Raw genomic sequence first — 18,797 nt, forward strand, 5'->3', positions numbered from 1 at the left:
CTATCCAGACGATGCACTCCTTGTGCCCTCTGGGCCCTTCAGGCGATTTTCGTCAGCGCCGCCAGTCGCGCCCGCGTTTCGTGCAGGTCGGCGCCCCGCCCGACGGCAACGCCGAGCAGGAACGCCGTCACGGGCGCTCCCGGCCTGGCGACGTTGTGCGCCACGTCCCGCGCGAGGTCGAGGATCGCGTCCTGCTCCCCTGCCTCCAGCGGCTCCAACCCGAGCTCCGCACAGGCGCGCACCACCCAGGCCCTGAGGTCCCGCACCGCCGTGTCCCCGCTCATGCGCTTGCTCCTTCTGCCCGGCGCAGGTCTTCGTCGGTGTCGCAGTCGTAGTACGGCGCCGGCCCCTGCCTGTCCCACCCGACCTCGACCACGGTCAGCCTCTCGAACACCGCTCGCATCGACTTCCCTTCGGCCTTTCCGAGCCGCTCGACCGCGCCCCGCAACGCTCCGGCGCGCCACACCCCGCACAGCAGCTGCCGCTTCCCCCGCCCGTCGACGAACACCGCCCCGTCCACGTCATCTCTTGTCGCGGCGATGAGCACCTTCACGGCTGCGGGGGTCAGGTGCGGCAGATCCGCCGCGAACACGCCGACCAGCTCCGGACCTTCGTGTGGAACCAGCGCGAGCCCAACCGCGGTGGCGGCCGCCGGCCCTGCCCCTGCCGGGCTCTCCCTGACAGTGCGCACCCCTTCGGGCAGCCCGTCCCTGGGCGGCCCGACCACGATCCGCAGCCCCGCCCCGGCGACCGCCGCGAGCACCGTGTCGAGCATCGCCACCCCGCCGACGAGCAGCGCCGGCTTGTCCCTGCCCCCGACCCGCGTGCCGCCACCCCCGGCGAGGATCACGGCCGCGAGTTCAGGCCATGCGGTGGCTGCACCCATGTCCAGAACGTACCGTCGACCAGGCAACGACCGGAACCACTCCCCGCTCCCCGGAGGCTCACCCATGGGACGCGTCACGCAACGGCGCACGATCGCCCGGGTCACCCTCAACCCGACGACTCAAGGTGCGCCCTTCAGCCAGAGCGCGGACCGGGACGAAGCCTGCACGGAGGACCGGAGCACGGACCGGCGTACGAGCCAGGTGACAAGCCTTCCTCCTGGTGTCACGATCGTGCGGGCCGCCGAGCACCGCCCTGCACAGACCGCCGGCAACGGCAACGGGCACACCGCAGAACACGACCGCGAGCACCAAGAAGGCGCTGCCGACGGCAACGAGCACACCGCCGGCCAAGCCGAGCACGTCGTCAACGAGCACACTGCTGGCCGGGCCGGGCCCGAGGGCGCGAAGGACTCCGCAGGCCAAGGCAGCAGCCACCGCGAGGACCACCCGCCACACCACGCCCAGGACCACGCGGCGCACCCCGGCGAAACCCAGCGCGAAGCGGACCCCGCACGCCACGCTCACGACCGCCGGGCAGGCACACGCGAAGCGCAGCGCGACCACCCTGCCGCGGCGCAGGCCGGCGTCGTGGTCAAGGTCGGGCCGGACACGCTGGTGGCGGAGGAGCCGCTCGAGATCAGGGTCGGGACGGGCGGCACGCCCAGGCCACCGCTGGCGGTCACCATGCGCACGCCCGGAGACGACCTCGACCTGGCCATCGGCTTCCTCATGACCGAGGGCGTCATCCGGGTGATCGACGACGTCCGGACGGCGCAGCTGTGTGCCGGGGATCAGGAACCCAACACGTACAACGTCGTGGACGTGGTCCTCGCCGCCGGGGTGCCGGCACCGGAGGTCGATCCGGCCAGGAACTTCTACACCACCTCCTCGTGTGGCGTGTGCGGGAAAGCGAGCATCGACGCGGTGCGCACCCGGTCCCGGTTCGACGTGACCGCGGACCCGGTCACGGTCGAGCCGACCGTGCTGGCCGCGCTGCCGGACACGCTGCGGGAGGGGCAGCGAGCCTTCAGGACGACGGGTGGCCTGCACGCGGCCGGACTCTTCGACGCGAACGGGACGCTGGTCTGCCTCCGGGAAGACGTGGGGCGGCACAACGCGGTGGACAAGGTCGTCGGGTGGGCGGCGCGGCAGGGAAGGCTCCCGCTCGCCGGCCACGTGCTGATGGTGAGCGGCCGGGCCAGCTTCGAGCTGGCCCAGAAGGCGTGGATGGCCGGCATCCCGGTGCTCGCGGCGGTGTCGGCGCCGAGCACGCTCGCCGTGGATCTCGCCACGGAGGCCGGGCTGACGCTCATCGGCTTCCTGCGTGGGCAGACCTTCAACGTTTACTGCGGCGCACAACGCGTCGCCGGGCTGGAGCAGGCCGCCGGTCCCGTCGCACGATCGGCGGGAGCGACTGCGGCGACAGGCCCCGGTCCAGGATCTCGGCCATGAGCTTGGCGGCGCGATAGCCGGGGTCGGCGTCGAAGGCCCGGTCCAGCGCGATGCGGGAGCGGACTCCGTTGCCGGAGCGCCAGGCCGCATAGGCGACGAGCATCGCGGCGGGCGCGGCGAAGGCGGGCACGCAGCGGCGCAGCACGTCGGTCCACAGCCGCTCGTGGACCTCGAGGGCGGTGTCGAGGTCCCGGTCGATGCGCATCCACGCCTCGTCGCGCAGCGCCAGGTTGTGGATGAGGAGGGTGACCCAGGCGACCTCGTCGTCGGTGAGGCGGTCGCCGGCCCGCGTGCGTCGGAGCGCCGCGTCGAGGGCGGCCTCGCCGTCTGCCGGTGCGCCGGCGGAGCGGGCGAGGCGGGCCTGGGCGTGCCGGGTCGCGCGCTCGGCCGTGTCCAGGGCCGGGCCGGTCGGGGCGGCGAGACTGTCGACGAGGGTGGCGCGGTCGGGCAGCGCGACCATGCCGATCAGTGTGGCGGTCGCCGCGACCGCCGACGCGGACACGTCATAGGGCTGGCCCTCCGCCGGGCAGCAGTGCGGCGACTCGCAGATGAACGACCGATAGCGCCCTTCGTGCGCCCAGAGCATCTCGCGCACGACGATGCCGCGCCGGCGCATCGCCAAGGTGGTCGCATAGATGACGGCCTCGACGCGCTCGGGCGGCCCATAGCCGACGAGGACGACGTGGTCGACGTGCTGGCGCCCGAACATGGCGCCATAGCTCTCGGCGCGGGTCTCGATGTCGTCTTCGGGGTCGGGCAGGTCGTCGCGCATGTGGAAGCACAGCCGCCTGTCGCGCACGCCGAGGGCGACGAGACTGTCGGCCGGATGGAACCCGAAGAGGTAAGGCGTGCCGGCGAGGATGTCGGCGGGCGTGCGCAGCCGCAGCCGGGGCTGCGCGAGGGTGGAGGACACGGTCGTCATGCACCCGAGCCTGGCGGTCGCCGCCACGTGCTGGAACTAGCGGTTTTCGGCTGTGGACAACGTCCGATTCGATCCACAGCCACCAAGAACCAGTTGACAGACCTAATACCGGAAGCGCTGGTCCTGCAGGTCGATCCCGTCCCGCCAGTCCTGCCCGTCCGGGTGCAGGTCGATGGCGAGCGTGACCCTGGCCAGGGCGTCGTATCCCGCCGCGTGCAGGCACCGGATGGCGTCGAGGTTGCGGGCCGCCGGCGAGATGCTCAGCTGCCCGAGGCCCCGCCGCCGCGCCTGGTCGGCGACGTGCGACAGCAGCGCCCGCCCGATGCCTTCCCCGCGCCGGGCCGCCGCCACGACCAGCGGCTCGACCTGCCCGCCGCGGCCGTCGAGGATGAGGCCGACCATGCCGACCACCCCGACCCCGAGGACCTCGGCGACCCACATCCCGGACAGGTCCAGCCGGGTGAGGTACTCCTCGAACGCGGCACCCGGCTCACCGCCCACCGGCGGGGTGGCCGGGTAGAGGTGGTGGTGTTCCTCGGTCAGTTCGGCCCACAGCTGGCGGCACTCTCGATGGTCCGTCGGTCGGTACGCCCGGATCGTCGGCTGCAGCGTCGCGACACTGCCACCCACGCCTTGATCTGCGCGAACAGTCACCATGCATCCATGCTTACTCCGGTGCGTGCCTCCGCGACACCCACATCGCGGTATTGCACCCCGGCCGACTGTCCCCTGACCGTTTCACGCCTTTTGTAGCATCACGCGGATCGCGACCAGAAGGTTATGGATCAGGCCGGTTAGCGATAACATCGAATCGGCTCGCAGCTACGACGAAGGGACCGCCGGTCGGGGCGGTCCCTTCGCTGTTTGCTCAGCCTGGTGGTGAGGCGGACCTACGGCAGGCGGAATTCACCGTCGGTGTCGACCGCGGCGATGAAGGTCTCCCATTCGGCGCGGGTGAAGCGCACCGACCCCGCGTCCGGGGCGTTGGAGTTGCGGACCTCGACGACGCCGTCGACGAACCGCGCTTCGACACACTGTCCGTTGTTACCGCTTCGGGTGGGCTTGTGCCACCCCTCGTTCAGCGCAGCCATCTGCGCACTCCTTCGTTGTCAGGCCGACTCAGCTATCGCGGACTCGATCAACCTGACCGACTCGAATGGGCTGAGCGCGGCGGCTCGCAGGCTTTCGAACACGTCGTGATACCGCTGGACATCCCCGGCTTCCTGGTAGATGTCCCCTGCCATGGCTTCGGCATACACGACACTTGGTGCACCTTGGAACTTGAGGATCGCGAAAGATCCAGCCATGCCGGCATAGGCCCCACCGCTGAACGGAAGGATCTGGACCGTCACGTTCCTCGCCCGGCCCATGTCGGCCAGGTGCTTGAGCTGCGACCGCATGACGTCAGGCCCGCCGATGAGGCGCCTGATGACGCTCTCGTCGAGGACCGCGATGAACTGCAATGGATTTCCGGCCCGGGTGAGCAGCTCCTGCCGCTCACGACGGGCGCTGACGTGCGCCTGGACGGCGTCCTCCGACTCGCCCGAGGGAGACGCGGCGGCGAGCAGCGCCCGGGTGTACTCCTCGGTCTGCAGCATGCCCGGCACGACCAGCGCCTCGTAGTCCCGCATCTCGATCGCGTTGGACTCGAGTCCGATATACCGGGAGTAATGGCTCGGCAGGTCACCAAAGCGGGCGAACCACCCCCGCGTCTTGCCTTCCTTCGCGAGCGCGATCAATGTCTCCGTGAGATCGCGATCATCAACGTCGTAAATCTTGAGCAACTGCTCGAGGGTGCTGCGGCGGATGCCGACCTTCCCGCCTTCCATGCGGCTGATCGTGCTGGGCGAGCAGTCAAGCTGCAGGCCGACGTCCTCGGTGGTGAGCTTCGCCTGCTCACGCAGCCGCCGGAGCTGTTTGCCCAACTGGAAGCGGGGGAACGTGGGGCTTTGCGCGTGCGACACCACTCACCTCCATTACTCAAGACGAGTGTGTCCGTTACCGGGTTGTCGCGCAAGCATGTCCGTCAGTGAGCGATTGGGTTGCTCTACTCAACTTTGACGGAACGTATTGCCGGGGGAAACCTGCACATGCATTCTGAGGCGGTCAGAGATGGTTCCTCTGCCGGAGGGAGATCCGTCGTGATCGAAGACGACGTGATCCTGCTCGAGGGCGCTCCGCGGCTGTTCGGAATTGTCGCCGATCCCTTCGACGACGACCATCCTCAAGTCGTCGCCTGGGGTCATGAGCTGCCGGACCAGGCCGTGCTCACGTGGCGCCTGGGCAATGGGAAGTCCGAGATCGCCGTCTTCCAGTCCGCGGAGGCCGCGCTCGCGACCGCTCAGCAGCTCTACCCTGCCCGGATCCTATGGACCGCACCAGCGGCGCAGGGGTTCTGATGGCCGTCATCTACGACCACGCCGTGACCGACGCACGCCGCCTCGTGGCACGGCACCAGCCGCTGCGGGTCCAGCAGGTCACCCGCTGCTCGGCCGGCTGCGCGCACTGGCCCTGCAAGCCCTTCTCGACCGCCTGGGCAGTGGTGACCCGCAACTCCAACACCCGCGCCAGCCGCTGACCAGCACGCGCAAAGCGCCGCTGCCCAGCAGGCACAAAATCACCCAGCGCTAGACGCAGTCCGCCGGATCCGCCTGATCGGCCGACCCCGTTCGGGGCAGTTGACGACGGTGCAGCTTCACCGCTTCCTTCTTGCCCTTGAGCTTGCCGTCCCAGCCCGGCCACGCCTTGTTCTGGATCGGATCCCGAGCGGGCGGCGGAGGCGTAGTGGCCGGCGGCGTCTCCTCCTCGGGCACTGGCGGCGGTGGAGCCGGTGCCGTCACGACCGGCACCGTGCCGGGCTTCTTGCCACCGGTACCGACGGAGAATCCACCACGGGAACCACCCGGGGCACGCACGCTCGCGCGCGGCTTCGAGGCGGTCACCGGGGGCAGCGGCGCGGTCGGCTCCGCCGCGAGCGACGGCAGGTCCGTGCTGTGCAGCCCACTGCTGGGCGTCGGCGCGAGCACGAGCGGGCCGGGGCGTGGCTCGGCGACGATCGGCGGGCGGACGGACGGCGCGATGTCCAGCGAGGCGCTGCCGGCGGCGACCACGATGAGGGTCGGCACCGAGGTCAGGGCCACGAGCAGGGCGGAGATGAGCAGCGGGCGCCGGTTCGGCGAGAGTATGCGGTGCGTGCGGACGTCGGATTCCAACTCGGTGCGCTCCAGTGTGCGGGGGAAGGCAGTACGAAGCTCATAAGGACAACTGCCGCACGCCGGGCGAGGATCTGCCCGGTCTGGAGGGATTTTTCGACCTTCAACCCCTAGTGAAGCCGGACTCCATGGTGTCGATCGACACGGCTTCTGCGATGCTGGACACACACCGGCAACGGGGCTGAATCGTCCGCATACCCTGCGACTGAGCCTCAGGGCCGGCTCCCGGGCGTGATCCAGTCACACCCACCGCGACGCGCCGGCCTCAACAGGGCAGCCGCGTAGCAGCCACCCCCGCTGCGCGGCACGGTCACCCCCGCTGCCGACGCGAGAGACGACAGGGAGAAACGGATGGCGAAGGGCGAAGCAAAGGCCCGAACGTCAGGAACACGGGCCGCGCCTGAACCCGCGTTCGTGCAGCTGCTCACCCCTGAGGGAGACCGGGTCGAACACCCCGACTACACGGTCGACTTCACCGATGAGGAATACCGCTCGCTCTACCACGACCTGGTCGTGGTCCGGAAGCTCGACGCCGAGGCGACCGCCCTGCAGCGCCAGGGTGAGCTGGGCATCTGGGCGAGCCTGCTGGGTCAGGAGGCCGCGCAGGTCGGCTCGGGCCGGGCGCTGCGCAAGCAGGACATGGCGTTCCCGACCTACCGCGAGCACGGTGTGCTGTATACCCGCGGCGTCGACCCGATCGCTCCGCTGACGCTGTTCCGCGGCGTCGACCAGGGCGCCTGGGACCCGAACGAGTTCAACTTCGGCATGTACACGATCGTCATCGGCGCGCAGACCCTGCACGCGACCGGATACGCGATGGGCATCACCAAGGACGGCAAGGTCGGCTCCGACGACGGCGAGGCCGTCATCGCGTACTTCGGCGACGGGGCGACCAGCCAGGGCGACGTCAACGAGGCGTTCATCTGGGCCTCGGTCTTCAACGCCCCGATGGTGTTCTTCTGCCAGAACAACCAGTACGCGATCTCCGAGCCGCTCGAGCGGCAGACGCGCGTCCCCCTGTATCACCGGGCCAGCGGCTTCGGCTTCCCCGGCCTGCGGGTCGACGGCAACGACGTCCTCGCCTGCTACGCGGTCACCCGCAAGGCGCTCGACGACGCCCGGCACGGCCAGGGCCCGTCGCTGATCGAGGCGTACACGTACCGGATGGGCGCGCACACGACGTCGGACGATCCGACCCGTTACCGCATCGCCAGCGAGGTCGAGGCGTGGCAGGCGAAGGACCCGATCACCCGGCTGCGGGCCTTCCTGGCCAAGCAGGGCATCGCGGGCGACGACTTCTTCGCCGCGGTCGACGAGGAGGCCCGGGTCGCCGCGGCCGACCTGCGCGAGCGCGTCCTCAACATGCCCGACCCGGATCCGCGGACACTGTTCGACCACGTCTACCCGCACGGCTCGCCGGAGCTCGACCAGCAGCGGGAGCAGTTCGACAAGTACCTGTCGTCGTTCGAGGGGAGTGGGCACTGATGGCCGAGACCCTGACGATCGGTAAGGCGCTCAACACCGGCCTGCGCCGGGCGATGGAGCGCGATCCGAAGGTCCTCATCATGGGCGAGGACGTCGGCAAGCTCGGCGGCGTCTTCCGCATCACCGACGGCCTGCAGAAGGACTTCGGCGACGAGCGCGTCATCGACACGCCGCTGGCGGAGTCGGGCATCATCGGCACCGCCGTAGGCCTCGCGATCCGTGGCTACCGGCCGGTGTGCGAGATCCAGTTCGACGGGTTCGTCTACCCGGCCTATGACCAGATCGTGTCGCAGGTCGCGAAGATGCACTACCGCTCCCAGGGCAAGGTCAGCCTGCCCATCGTCATCCGGATCCCGTTCGGTGGCGGTATCGGCGCGGTCGAGCACCACTCCGAGTCGCCCGAGGCCTACTTCGCGCACACGGCCGGCCTCAAGGTCGTCTCCTGCTCCAACCCCGACGACGCGTACTGGATGATCCAGCAGTCGATCGAGTCCGACGACCCGATCATCTTCATGGAGCCCAAGCGTCGCTACTGGGAGAAGGGCCCGGTCAACGTCGACACGGCGAGCGCACCGCTGCACGTCTCGCGGGTCGTGCGTCCCGGCACCGACGCCACCCTGCTCGCCTACGGCCCGATGGTCCGCACCGCTTTGGACGCCGCGACCGCCGCCGCCGAGGACGGGCGCCAGCTCGAGGTCATCGACCTGCGCACGCTCTCGCCGCTGGACATGCGCCCGGTGTACGAGTCGGTGCGGCGCACCGGCCGCGCGATCGTCGTGCACGAGGCGCCCGGCAATCTGGGCCTCGGGTCGGAGATCTCGGCCCGGATCACCGAGGAGTGCTTCTACTCCCTCGAGGCCCCGGTCCTGCGCGTCACCGGCTTCGACACGCCCTACCCGGCGGCCCGCGTCGAGGAGGAGTATCTGCCCGACCTCGACCGGGTGCTCGACGCCGTCGACCGCTCGTTCGGGTTCTAGGGGGACGCGCAGTGACACGGGTCAAAGAGTTCAACCTTCCCGATCTTGGCGAAGGCCTCACCGAGGGCGAAATCCTGAAGTGGCTGGTCAACGTCGGCGACACGATCGAGCTCAACCAGCCGATCGTCGAGGTCGAGACCGCCAAGGCCGCGGTCGAGATCCCCGCCAAGTGGGCCGGCCAGGTCGCCAAGATCTTCCACCCCGAGGGCACGACCGTCGAGGTCGGCGCCCCGATCATCGCGATCGACACCGACCCCGGTGGCGCGCCGGTCGAGCCGGCCCCGGCGCCCTCCGCGGCGTCGCTGGCGGCCGTCGAGATCGCCGGTGACCAGCCGGTCGAGCCCGGGATGATCGGCGGTCCCGCGCCTGGCGGCCGCACCGCGGTGCTCGTGGGCTATGGCCCGAAGACCGGTGCCGCGAAGCGCCGTCCTCGAGCCGCCGCAGCAGGTGTACAGCCTGCGCCCGCCGCCCCGCACGTAGCGTCGCCGACGGTCGAGGCGGAGCGTGTGGCCCCGACGCAGGATCCGGTGGCTACGGTCGAGTCCGAGCCGGTGGGCCGGACCGCGGGCCCGGTGCTCGCCAAGCCGCCCGTTCGCAAGCTGGCGAGGGACCTGGGGATCGACCTGGCCGGCATCTCCGGCACGGGCCCGAACGGTTCGATCACGCGGGACGACGTCATGTCCGTCTCGTCCGCTCCGGCCGCGCCCGCTCAGGCCGTCACGGCGGCCCCCCGGGTCGGTCGCGAGGAGCGAATCCCCGTCAAGGGCGTGCGGAAGCTGACCGCCGAGAACATGGTGGCCAGCGCGTTCACCGCGCCGCACGTCACCGAGTTCCTGACGGTCGACGTCACCCGGTCGATGAAGGCCCTCGAGCGGCTGAAGGCCAAGCGCGACTGGCGCGACGTCCGGGTGTCGCCGCTGCTCATGGTCGCCAAGGCGGCCCTGGTCGCGCTCAAGCGCCACCCGATGGTCAACTCGTCGTGGCAGGGCCCTTCGTCCGGCGGACCCGCCGAGATCGTGGTCAAGCACTACGTCAACCTCGGCATCGCCGCGGCGACGGAGCGTGGCCTGATCGTGCCCAACGTCAAGGACGCTGACGCGCTCACCACACGGGAGCTCGCCGACGCGCTCAACGCCCTGGTCGGCACCGCCCGCGAGGGCAAGACGTCCCCGGCGGCGATGAGCGGCGGCACGTTCACGATCACGAGCGTCGGCGTGTTCGGTATCGACACCGGCACCCCGATCCTGCCCCCGGGCGAGTCGGCGATCCTGGTGTTCGGCGCCATCCGCGACACCCCCTGGGTCCACAAGGGCAAGATCAAGATCCGGCAGGTGACGACGCTCGGCCTGTCGTTCGACCACCGGATCATCGACGGCGAGCTGGGCTCGAAGTTCCTGCGCGACGTCGGCGCCTTCCTCGAAGACCCCGAGGGATCGCTCCTGGCCTGGAGCTGAGCAGTCCAATTCACGGCAGGTGGCCCGGCGCTGAGCGCCGGGCCACTGTCATATGGCCGACGAACTGGGCATTTACGCAGCCAGTGTGCCTACGAATCGTCGGTACGTGCGCCGCATCACCTGCTATTCGCTGGCTAAGGATCTTCCGCCGGGCGTGTAATGGATGCAAGCCAAGTTCCGTCCTTACATCCCGAGGAGCCAGCCGTGAGCACCTTCATGGAGCGTTACCGCGCCCGCCGCAGCGCCGCCCGCCGTCTCGAAGCGATCGAGCGCGCCATCGCCAAGAACCCGTCCAGCGCCCTGCGCGACGAACTCCACGCCATGCTCAGCAGAAGTTGAGCCTGTTGCGCCGCACTCCTGCCGCCCCGGTCCGACCCTCCCCGGACCGGGGCGGCTTCTGTTTGTTCACCTATCCTGGGAGCGCCGCTCGTGCGAACCTGGGCCCTCCGCTCTGCCATGTACGGTTCGGGTCGACTACGGTCGCAAGGGTCTGACCCACAGGAGGCACGATGACGTCCGACCAGCCCCACCCGTCCGAAGCGGACGAGAGTGCGGCGAGCGCGCCGAGCTCACCCCCGCCCGGCACGCCACCGGCGGCCGGCACCGTGCGAGCCACCGCGTCGGTCCCGATGCCGTCCAGGCCTCCCGTCCAGCCGACCTCCCCGGCCGCGCCTCCAGTGCCGGCCACGTATGGATCTCCCGCCGCACCTTCGGGTGACACCGCCGAAGACGATGAGCAGCCGGCCCGGCCCGGTCCGTTCCCGCCGGCCGGTCCGTTCGCGCCGCCGGTCAGCCCGCTGCCTGCCCGCGTGCCGCCGCCCGTGCCGCCGGGGCCGGCGGGCAGCTTCCCCGGTTTCACGCCTGCTTCGCAGTCCTCTGACACTCCGCCGCCGCCGGCCGATGTTCAGGCTCCGGGCGCACCGGCTGGAACCGCGCTGAGCAGCCCGGCCTCCGGCCCGTCGTTCGGCCCCTCGGCCACCGCCGCCCCTACTGCTCCTGCCGCCCCTACTGCTCCTGCCGCTGCTTCCGGTCCGGTTTCCGGCGATGCTTCCGGTCCGGTTTCCGGCGATGCTTCCGGTCCGGTTTCCGGTGCTGCTTCCGGTCCGGCTTTCGGTGGTGCTTCCGGTCCGGTTTCCGGTGGTGCTTCCGGTCCGGCTTTTGGTGGTGCTTCCGGCGGTGCGCAGGTGCCTGCGGCCGGTTCCGCCCAGGTGGCCGGCGGCCCGTCCGGCGGCTACGCCCAGGTCCCCGGCCACCCGGTCGCCGGCGGCCCCGCGTCAGGCGGGCCGGCGGGCTCCGCCCAGGTGCCCGGCGCGCAGCAAGGCAACGCCCCCGTCTCCGCCGCCCCGGTCTCCGGCAGCGCCCGGACCTACGGCACCGCCCAGGTCTCCGGCAGCGCTCAGGTCCCGGGCGCCATCCAGCCGCCGACGTCCGGCACGCCGCAGTCCCCGGGCCAGCCGTCGTCGTACGGCACCGCCCAGGTCCCCGGCGCCGCCACCCCGCCGACCTCCGCACCGCCCGCCGCCTACGGCTCGCCGACTTCCGCACCGCCTGCGACTTACGGTGCTCCGTCGTCGGCGCCGCCCGCGACTTACGGTGCTCCGTCGTCCGCTCCGCCCGCGACCTATGGCGCTCCGTCGTCCGCTCCGCCCGCGACGTACGGTGCTCCGTCGTCGGCGCCGCCGGCCACGTACGGCACGCCGACCCCTGCCGCCGCGGCCGCGTATGGCGCGCCGCCCGTCGCAGCCCCGCCGACGTCCGCCCCGCCTGCCACGTATGGCAATCAGGCCGGCACGCCGACCTCCGCACCGCCCGCCGCCTACGGCTCGCCGACCTCCGCACCGCCCGCGACGTACGGTGCTCCGTCGTCGGCACCGCCGGCCACGTATGGTTCGCCGACCTCCGCGCCGCCCGCGTCCTACGGCGCCGGTGACGAGTCCGCCGGAGCGGTGCCCGCGCCGCCGAACCTCGGCAAGATCCCGCCGGCGGCGTACGCTGCCCGGGCCCAGGTTTCGGTCCCGCCCGCGGGCACGCCTCCGACGTCGGCACCGCCAGCGACCGGCATCTACCAGGCCGCCCCTCCCCCGGCGACCGGCGTTTACCAGGCCTCGGTGCCGACCGCGCCGGCCGGACCGCACTACAGCGACCTCGTCACCATGCCCGGTGACCCACCGCCGCCGCAGGCAGCGCAGCCGGTGGGCGGGGATCCGGCAGTACCGACGCCGCCGCCGGCAACGAAGAGCAAGCGAGGACTCGTGCTCGGCCTCGTCGTGGTCGTGGTCGTGTTCCTGCTCGCGGTCGCCGGCACCGGAATCGTGGTGGCGCTGAACAACGCCGACAGCACCAGTTTCGCGGTCAACTCGTGCGTCAAGCAGGACGGCGACTCGGCGAAGAAGGCCAGCTGCTCGGACAAGGACGCGTTCACCATCGTGCAGAAGGTGGAGAAGCCGGAGAGCTGCTCGGACGCCAGCCAGCCGTACGTCGTGCTGCAGCACAAGGGGCAGAAGGACGAGGTCCTCTGCCTACGCCCCGCATCCGCGAAGTAGACAGATCGTGACGCGAGCGCCCTGGTCCAGCATCGGACCGGGGTGTTCGGGCAAACTTGGAGCATGACCGACCCGGCGCAGTCGCCACTGCTCAAGGCCCGCGTCCGCGCTCCCGAACTGCGGGGCCGCGGATGGCTCAACACAGACGGACTCACCCTGTCCGATCTGCGGGGAAAAATCGTCGTGCTCGATTTCTGGACCTTCTGCTGCATCAACTGCCTGCACGTGCTGGATGAGCTGCGCCCTCTCGAGGAGCGCTTCGCCGACGTGCTGGTGACCATCGGCGTGCACTCACCGAAGTTCGAGCACGAGAAGGACGCGGCAGCGCTCGCGGCGGCCGTCGAGAGATACGGGGTCGACCACCCCGTGCTGGACGACCCCGAGATGGACATGTGGCAGCAGTATGCGTCGAAGGCCTGGCCCACACTGACCGTCATCGACCCCGAGGGTTACGTCGTGGCGACGATGGCCGGCGAAGGTCACGCCGAGGGGCTGGCCCGGCTGGTCGAGGAGCTCGTCCGCGTCCACGACGCGCGGGGCACCCTGCGCCGGGGCTCGGCACCGCACGCCGCGCCCAGCACGGAGCAGACGGTGCTGCGGTTCCCCGGCAAGGCGCTGGCACTCGCCGACGGGCACTTCCTGGTTTCCGACTCGACGCACCAGTCCCTCGTGGAGCTCGACGCCGACAACGAGACCCTGGTCCGCCGGATCGGCACGGGTCAGCGGGGCCGCAAGGACGGCACGGAGCCCGAGTTCTCCGAGCCGAGCGGGTTGTGCCTGCTGCCCCCGCACGTGGCCGACATCGCGGGCTATGACGTCGTCATCGCCGACACCGTCAATCACCTGCTGCGCGGACTGAAGCTGGCCACGGGCGAGGTCACCACCGTCGCCGGCAGCGGCCGCCAGTGGCGCGGCAGCGTCGACTTCGACGCCCACGACTCCCTCGCCGTCGACCTGTCGTCACCGTGGGACGTGGCGTGGTTCGACGACAAGGTCGTGATCGCGATGGCGGGCATCCACCAGCTGTGGTGGTTCAACCCCGTGCAGCGCACCGCCGGCGTCTATGCGGGCACCACCGTCGAGGCGCTCCGCGACGGCCCCCTGCACGAGGTGTGGATGGCACAGCCGTCCGGCCTGTCCCCGTCCCCCGACGGCACGAAGCTGTGGATCGCCGACAGCGAGTCCAGCGCCGTGCGGTATGTCGAAGGCGGCCAGATGCACACGGTCACCGGTCAGGGCCTGTTCGACTTCGGGCACGTCGACGGCCCCGCCGCACAGGCGCTGCTGCAGCACCCGCTCGGCGTGCTCGCCCTCGCCGACGGCAGCGTGCTGGTCGCAGACACATACAACGGCGCCATCCGCAGCATCGCCGGCGACACCGTCACCACGGTCGCCGAGGGCCTGAAGGAGCCGAGCGATCTGGTGCTGAGCGCGACCGGCGACATCGTGGTCGTCGAGTCGGGCGCCCACCGCCTCGTCCGCCTCGCCCCGGGCACCCTGACCGCGGCGGGCATCGACGTCGCCGGCGTCCGCCACCGCACCGAACGCCCCTCGACCATGCTCGCCCCCGGCGAGGTCGAGCTCGACCTGATCTTCGAGCCGGCCCCGGGCCAGAAGCTCGACGAGTCGTTCGGCCCGTCGACCCGCCTGGAGGTGTCAGCCTCACCACCGGAGCTGCTCCTGGAAGGCGCCGGCGTGACCCAGTCCTTGCGCCGCCGCCTGGTCCTCTCCCCTGACGTCGCCGAGGGGGTCCTGCAGGTCGTCGCCCAGGCCGCAACGTGCGACATCGACGCGGAGTTCCCCGCCTGCCACCTCACCCGCCAGGACTGGGGCGTCCCGATCCGCGTGACAAAGGACGGCGCCGAGCGCCTCCCCTTGGTCCTGCGAGGCCTGGACGCCTGACGCCCTCTGACCCCCAGCACTCCGCATCCGACTTCCCCACCACACCCAGCCCTGAGGGTGCCCAGCAGCATGCCGCCGCTCACCATGATCCGGAAGACTTTGTGCAGCCCTGAGCACACAAGGTCTTCCGGATCACCACCGCACCGCTAAGCCGGCAGTCCGCATCTCGCCCACGCCGCCGCGCATCCCGCGCCGCACATCTCCCGCTCGACGCCGTGCATCTCGCGCCGCACATCTCGCGCACGGCGCTGCGCAGGTCGCGCACGGCGTCCGCATCTCACACCGTGAATCTCCCACGCGACGCCCCCCGCACCTCGCCGCACATCTCGCGCACGGCACTGCGCAGGTCGCGCACGGCGCCCGCATCTCACACCGCGAATCTCCCACGCGACGCCCCGCACCTCCCGCCGCACATCTCGCGTGTGCCGCTGCGCATGTCGCGCACAGCGCTGCGCAGGTCACGCACAGCGCCCCGGCATCTCGCGCACAGCTCCCCGGCATCTCGCGCGGCGCCCGCCGATACTGCTCGGCCCGCCTGCCACCACCGCCATCGCGCCTGAGGCTGAGCGGCCCAAACAAACTCATGATCCGGAAGACTTTGTGCAGTCCAGGGTGCACAAGGTCTTCCGGATCACGGCTACGCCGGCAAGGAGGCGGCCCGCGCCGAGCAGCTCATCTGCCCGCACGTAGCCAGCCGCGCTCCGCATCTCACGCGCGGCGCCCGCCGATACTGCTCGGCCCGCCTGCCACCACCGCCATCGCGTTGACACTGCGCGGCCCGAACAAACCCATGATCCGGAAGACTTTGCGCAGTCCAAGGTGCACAAGGTCTTCCGGATCACTGCCGCAACTGCAAGGCAGCGGCGCGCATGTCGCACGCGGCGCTGGGCGTCTCGCACACGACGTCCCACGCCTCGCGCAGCTCCCACCGATGCTGCCCGGTCCGCCTGCGACCACCGCCGTCGCCCTGAGGCTGCGCGGCCTGAACCGCTCATGATCCGGAAGACTTTGTGCAGCCCTGAGTGCACAAGGTCTTCCGGATCACGGCTGCGCTGGTAAGGCGGCGGCCTGCGCTGAGCAGCTCATGTGCCTGTTCGGAGCCGGCGGCGGTCCGCATCTCACGCGCGGCCCGGTCGGAGCCGCCTTCTTCGCGGGGTTGCCCGCGGTGCTGGCACGCCCCGGCTCGCGCGCCCGGCGATGGTGCCTGGTCCGCCTGCCGCCGTCGTCCTTGCCAATGCGCGGCCCCGGGCAACTCATGATCCGGAAGAGTTTGTGTTGCTATGGGTGCACAAGGTCTTCCGGATCATGGGGGACTTGTGGCGATGCGGGCCGGCCACGGGTGGGGTTGTCGGTCAGGCGAAGGGGGTCGGCGGGAGGCCTGCGGCGATGAGGGCGGTGCGGACTGCGGCGGCCATGGTGACCGCGCCTGGGGTGTCGCCGTGGACGCACAAGGATTCGAACGGCAAGCGCAGCACCGAGCCGTCGATCGCGACGACCTCGCCGTCCCGGGCCATGCGGACGGCGCGTTCGGCGACGGTGGCGATGTCGGTCAGTATCGCGCCGTCGGTGCCGCGGGGGACGAGGCGGCCGTCTGGGAGGTAGCCGCGGTCGACGAAGCCCTCGCCGACGACTCGGAGACCGGCTTCGGCCGCGAGGCGGGCCAGCACCGAACCTGGCTGGCACAGCACCGGAAGACCGCCCCTCGCGTCGCCAACTCCCGCAACGGCTCTCGCATCGCCAACGTCCACGGCACTCCCAACGCCCGCGGTGAACCGGACGTCCTCAGTGCCCCAGACGCTCCCGGTGCCGACGCTTGCTGAGGCTCCAACGCCGTCGGCTCTGGGGACGAGGCCAACACTATCGATGCCAGCAGGGGTCTCGGTGCCGGCGCGGGCTGGACCTGCGGTGACGGCGACGCCGTCGAGACTGGCAAGGTGGGCGGCGAAGCCGTTGGCGCTCGTCAAAGGGCCGGCGGCGAGGGCGGCGGCTACCACGGCGGAGGCGTGGGCTGGGTCGACGGCGGCGGTGTTGTAGAGGGCGCCGTGCGGCTTGATGTAGGAGATCGGGGCGAAGGCTGACAGGGCGCCGATCTGGTAGCGGAGCTCGTCGGTCAGGGTCTGGGGGTCCACGTCGATGCGGCGGCGGCCGAACCCGGCCAGGTCGTGGTAGCCGACCTGGGCGCCGATGCGGACGCCGAGGGCGAGGGCGCGGGTGCAGACCCGGCGCATCGTGGTGGGGTCGCCGGCGTGGAAGCCGCAGGCCACGTTGGCGCTGGTGACGAGTTCCAGGAGGGCGTCGTCGTCGCCCAGCGTCCAGACGCCGAAGCCTTCGCCGAGGTCACTGTTGAGGTCCACGGAAACGAACGGTATCGCCTGGGGCTAGAAGCCCGGGGGCTAGAAACCCGGGACCAGAAACCCGGAACCAGAAACCCGGAGCCAGAAACCCGGGGCTAGGAACAGGGGCCGCGGAATCGGACGGTGTCGCCAGGGCGGGCCTGGGCGAGGAGCGGCAGGTCCGCGGGGTCGACGATGGCGACGACCGGGTAGCCGCCGGTGGTGGGGTGGTCGGCGAGGAAGACGAGCGGCTGGCCGGAGGCCGGGACCTGCACGGCGCCGAGGACGATGCCTTCGCTCGGGAGTTCGCGGTGGTGGGCGCGGGTGAGGGTGGGGCCGGTGAGCCGCGCGCCGACCCGGTTGCTGTCGTTGCCGATGGTGTACGTGCTGGTCAGCAACGCAGTCGGCGCGGTGAAGTAGTCGTCGCGTGGGCCCCAGGAGAGGCCGAGCGAGATCGGGCCGCCGAGGGCGGGGCGTGGGGCCACGTCCACAGTGGATGGTTCGTCGGCGGGTGGGCCGACAGCGAGGGAGGCGGTCGGCCGCACGACCGCAGGACCGAGCGCCGAAAGGGTGTCGGTGGAGCGGCTACCCAGTACCGACGCCGCGCAAAAACCTCCTGAGACCGCCAGATATCCGCGCAGCCCCGCGACGGCGCGGCCGATCTCGATGCGGTCGCCGGGGCGGAAGGCGACGGGGGCGTTGAGCGGTGCGGGGCGGCCTCCGACGCGCAGCGGGGCGGCGGCGCCGGTGAGGGCGAGGGTGCCGGCGAAGGACGTCGTCGCGGTGAACGGGCCGAGCGTGATCTCCAGGGCGGCGCTGGAGGGTGGGTTGCCGACGAGGCGGTTGCCGAGGAGCAGTGCGGGCTGGTCGAGGGCGCCGGAGCGTGGGACGCCGAGGTGCGCGAACCCGGGCCGGCCCAGGTCCTGCACGGTGGTCAGCGGGCCGGCGACGTCCACGGCGAGCGTTCTCATGGTGCGACGAACCGCACGGAGAGCCCGGGGGTCAGCAGGGCGGGCGGGTCGCGGTCGATGCCGAACAGGACGGTGTCGGTGCGGCCGACGAGCTGCCAGCCGCCGGGGGACGCGGTCGGATAGATGCCGGCGAACTCAGCGGCGAGCGCCACCGACCCGGCGGGGACCCGGGGGCGTGGGTTGTCGAGCCGCGGCACCGACCACGGTAGGCCGCTGAGATACGCGAACCCGGGCGCGAACCCGCCGAACGCGACGGTGAACGTGGTCTCGGTCAGGGCCGCGATCAAGGCGGCCACCGAAAGGCCGGCGCACCTGGCCACCGTCGCGAGGTCCGGGCCGTCGAACGTGACCGGGATGTTGATCGTGGCCGCGGCCTGCGAGGTGCGGGGCGGCGGGGGCCAGGAGCGCAGCGTCGCGGCGACGGCGGCGGCCGAGGACACCCCGTCGAGCAGGACGGTCCGCGCACCGGGGACGATATCGGTGACCGCGAGGCGCCCGGCGACCCGCTCGGCGTCCAGCGCGGCGAACCATGCGAGCGGATCGTCGACCTCGATCAACAGGGCAGATCTCCCGACAGGGCGGATCTCCATGACCGACACCATAGTTGGTCGCCGCTTCTATACTTGCCAGTAACCTACGGTACCGTAACCTGGAGGGCG

General features: G+C 71.1%; 18 protein-coding genes and 1 pseudogene. 9 read left to right on the forward strand and 10 right to left on the reverse strand.

What is annotated here, in order from left to right; genetic code table 11:
• Positions 1-38: 38 nt before the first annotated feature.
• Both ACZ6TV_RS52315 and mobA read right to left on the reverse strand, forming a co-directional pair.
• Entirely contained in the window at positions 39-284 is a 246-nt protein-coding gene (locus ACZ6TV_RS52315) for a DUF6457 domain-containing protein (protein WP_465308719.1), read from the reverse strand.
• On the reverse strand, positions 281-886 hold the full coding sequence (mobA, locus tag ACZ6TV_RS52320; RefSeq protein WP_465308721.1) for a molybdenum cofactor guanylyltransferase: 606 nt from the start codon (positions 884-886) through the stop codon (positions 281-283). Before mobA ends, ACZ6TV_RS52315 begins: the two co-directional genes overlap by 4 nt.
• Positions 887-1,475: 589 nt before the next feature.
• On the opposite strand from mobA, the pseudogene fdhD reads away from it, so the two are divergent.
• Positions 1,476-2,252 (forward strand): annotated as a pseudogene (fdhD, locus tag ACZ6TV_RS52325) (formate dehydrogenase accessory sulfurtransferase FdhD); the annotation flags it as partial.
• Here fdhD and ACZ6TV_RS52330 read toward each other — a convergent pair.
• From ACZ6TV_RS52330 to ACZ6TV_RS52345, 4 genes are all read right to left on the reverse strand, one after another.
• Positions 2,224-3,261, reverse strand: a complete 1,038-nt coding sequence (locus ACZ6TV_RS52330) for a DUF4192 domain-containing protein (protein ID WP_465308723.1) — start codon at positions 3,259-3,261, stop codon at positions 2,224-2,226. The pseudogene fdhD and the gene ACZ6TV_RS52330 overlap by 29 nt on opposite strands.
• A gap of 102 nt (positions 3,262-3,363) precedes the next feature.
• Entirely contained in the window at positions 3,364-3,891 is a 528-nt protein-coding gene (locus ACZ6TV_RS52335) for a GNAT family N-acetyltransferase (protein WP_465308725.1), read from the reverse strand.
• A 260-nt stretch (positions 3,892-4,151) separates the two neighbouring features.
• A complete protein-coding gene (locus ACZ6TV_RS52340) occupies positions 4,152-4,352 on the reverse strand; it encodes a DUF397 domain-containing protein (protein ID WP_354785459.1) in 201 nt (66 codons plus the stop codon).
• Between the two features lie 18 nt (positions 4,353-4,370).
• Complete coding sequence (locus ACZ6TV_RS52345; RefSeq protein ID WP_465308728.1) at positions 4,371-5,225, reverse strand: helix-turn-helix domain-containing protein; 855 nt, start codon at positions 5,223-5,225, stop codon at positions 4,371-4,373.
• A 177-nt stretch (positions 5,226-5,402) separates the two neighbouring features.
• Here ACZ6TV_RS52345 and ACZ6TV_RS52350 point away from each other — a divergent pair, with 177 nt between their 5' ends.
• Both ACZ6TV_RS52350 and ACZ6TV_RS52355 read left to right on the forward strand, forming a co-directional pair.
• Positions 5,403-5,660 carry a hypothetical protein gene (locus tag ACZ6TV_RS52350; RefSeq protein WP_465308730.1) on the forward strand — a complete coding sequence of 86 codons (258 nt, stop codon included), beginning with the start codon at positions 5,403-5,405 and terminating at the stop codon, positions 5,658-5,660.
• A complete protein-coding gene (locus ACZ6TV_RS52355; protein ID WP_465308732.1) occupies positions 5,660-5,839 on the forward strand; it encodes a hypothetical protein in 180 nt (59 codons plus the stop codon). Before ACZ6TV_RS52350 ends, ACZ6TV_RS52355 begins: the two co-directional genes overlap by 1 nt.
• Before the next feature lie 49 nt (positions 5,840-5,888).
• Here ACZ6TV_RS52355 and ACZ6TV_RS52360 read toward each other — a convergent pair whose 3' ends face one another.
• Positions 5,889-6,473 carry a hypothetical protein gene (locus ACZ6TV_RS52360; protein ID WP_465308734.1) on the reverse strand — a complete coding sequence of 195 codons (585 nt, stop codon included), beginning with the start codon at positions 6,471-6,473 and terminating at the stop codon, positions 5,889-5,891.
• 351 nt (positions 6,474-6,824) lie between these two features.
• Between ACZ6TV_RS52360 and pdhA the strand changes: the two genes are divergently transcribed.
• The 6 genes from pdhA to ACZ6TV_RS52390 all read left to right on the forward strand — a co-directional run bounded on the left by pdhA (position 6,825) and on the right by ACZ6TV_RS52390 (position 14,834).
• Positions 6,825-7,958 (forward strand): pyruvate dehydrogenase (acetyl-transferring) E1 component subunit alpha, encoded by a 1,134-nt coding sequence (gene pdhA / locus ACZ6TV_RS52365; RefSeq protein ID WP_465308736.1) that lies wholly within the window; start codon positions 6,825-6,827, stop codon positions 7,956-7,958.
• A complete protein-coding gene (locus ACZ6TV_RS52370; protein WP_465308776.1) occupies positions 7,955-8,935 on the forward strand; it encodes an alpha-ketoacid dehydrogenase subunit beta in 981 nt (326 codons plus the stop codon). The genes pdhA and ACZ6TV_RS52370 overlap by 4 nt, the downstream gene beginning before the upstream one ends.
• Positions 8,936-8,946: 11 nt before the next feature.
• The gene (locus tag ACZ6TV_RS52375) at positions 8,947-10,389 is read left to right on the forward strand and encodes a dihydrolipoamide acetyltransferase family protein (RefSeq protein WP_465308738.1); all 1,443 of its coding nucleotides are present in this window, start codon (positions 8,947-8,949) and stop codon (positions 10,387-10,389) included.
• A 204-nt stretch (positions 10,390-10,593) separates the two neighbouring features.
• Positions 10,594-10,728 carry a hypothetical protein gene (locus ACZ6TV_RS52380; protein WP_465308740.1) on the forward strand — a complete coding sequence of 45 codons (135 nt, stop codon included), beginning with the start codon at positions 10,594-10,596 and terminating at the stop codon, positions 10,726-10,728.
• Positions 10,729-11,573: 845 nt separating this feature from the next.
• Positions 11,574-12,932, forward strand: a complete 1,359-nt coding sequence (locus tag ACZ6TV_RS52385) for an LppU/SCO3897 family protein (protein ID WP_465308742.1) — start codon at positions 11,574-11,576, stop codon at positions 12,930-12,932.
• Between the two features lie 63 nt (positions 12,933-12,995).
• Positions 12,996-14,834 carry an NHL domain-containing thioredoxin family protein gene (locus tag ACZ6TV_RS52390; protein ID WP_465308744.1) on the forward strand — a complete coding sequence of 613 codons (1,839 nt, stop codon included), beginning with the start codon at positions 12,996-12,998 and terminating at the stop codon, positions 14,832-14,834.
• A gap of 1,352 nt (positions 14,835-16,186) precedes the next feature.
• Here the strand turns inward: ACZ6TV_RS52390 and ACZ6TV_RS52395 are convergent.
• The 3 genes from ACZ6TV_RS52395 to ACZ6TV_RS52405 all read right to left on the reverse strand — a co-directional run bounded on the left by ACZ6TV_RS52395 (position 16,187) and on the right by ACZ6TV_RS52405 (position 18,728).
• Positions 16,187-17,188, reverse strand: a complete 1,002-nt coding sequence (locus ACZ6TV_RS52395) for a LamB/YcsF family protein (RefSeq protein WP_465308746.1) — start codon at positions 17,186-17,188, stop codon at positions 16,187-16,189.
• 95 nt (positions 17,189-17,283) lie between these two features.
• Positions 17,284-18,138 (reverse strand): 5-oxoprolinase subunit C family protein, encoded by an 855-nt coding sequence (locus tag ACZ6TV_RS52400; RefSeq protein WP_465308748.1) that lies wholly within the window; start codon positions 18,136-18,138, stop codon positions 17,284-17,286.
• The gene (locus ACZ6TV_RS52405) at positions 18,135-18,728 is read right to left on the reverse strand and encodes a 5-oxoprolinase subunit B family protein (protein WP_465308750.1); all 594 of its coding nucleotides are present in this window, start codon (positions 18,726-18,728) and stop codon (positions 18,135-18,137) included. Before ACZ6TV_RS52405 ends, ACZ6TV_RS52400 begins: the two co-directional genes overlap by 4 nt.
• Positions 18,729-18,797: the final 69 nt, after the last annotated feature.

This window comes from Dactylosporangium sp. NPDC051087, from assembly GCF_055586325.1.

Excerpts from the sequence above, each read along its gene's own strand:
- ACZ6TV_RS52315 (WP_465308719.1), bottom strand. The coding sequence starts at position 284 with ATGAGCGGGGACACGGCGGTGCGGGACCTCAGGGCCTGGGTGGTGCGC.
- mobA (WP_465308721.1), bottom strand. The coding sequence starts at position 886 with ATGGGTGCAGCCACCGCATGGCCTGAACTCGCGGCCGTGATCCTCGCC.
- ACZ6TV_RS52330 (WP_465308723.1), bottom strand. The coding sequence starts at position 3,261 with ATGACGACCGTGTCCTCCACCCTCGCGCAGCCCCGGCTGCGGCTGCGC.
- ACZ6TV_RS52340 (WP_354785459.1), bottom strand. The coding sequence starts at position 4,352 with ATGGCTGCGCTGAACGAGGGGTGGCACAAGCCCACCCGAAGCGGTAAC.
- ACZ6TV_RS52355 (WP_465308732.1), top strand. The coding sequence starts at position 5,660 with ATGGCCGTCATCTACGACCACGCCGTGACCGACGCACGCCGCCTCGTG.
- pdhA (WP_465308736.1), top strand. The coding sequence starts at position 6,825 with ATGGCGAAGGGCGAAGCAAAGGCCCGAACGTCAGGAACACGGGCCGCG.
- ACZ6TV_RS52390 (WP_465308744.1), top strand. The coding sequence starts at position 12,996 with ATGACCGACCCGGCGCAGTCGCCACTGCTCAAGGCCCGCGTCCGCGCT.
- ACZ6TV_RS52400 (WP_465308748.1), bottom strand. The coding sequence starts at position 18,138 with ATGAGAACGCTCGCCGTGGACGTCGCCGGCCCGCTGACCACCGTGCAG.
- ACZ6TV_RS52405 (WP_465308750.1), bottom strand. The coding sequence starts at position 18,728 with ATGGAGATCCGCCCTGTCGGGAGATCTGCCCTGTTGATCGAGGTCGAC.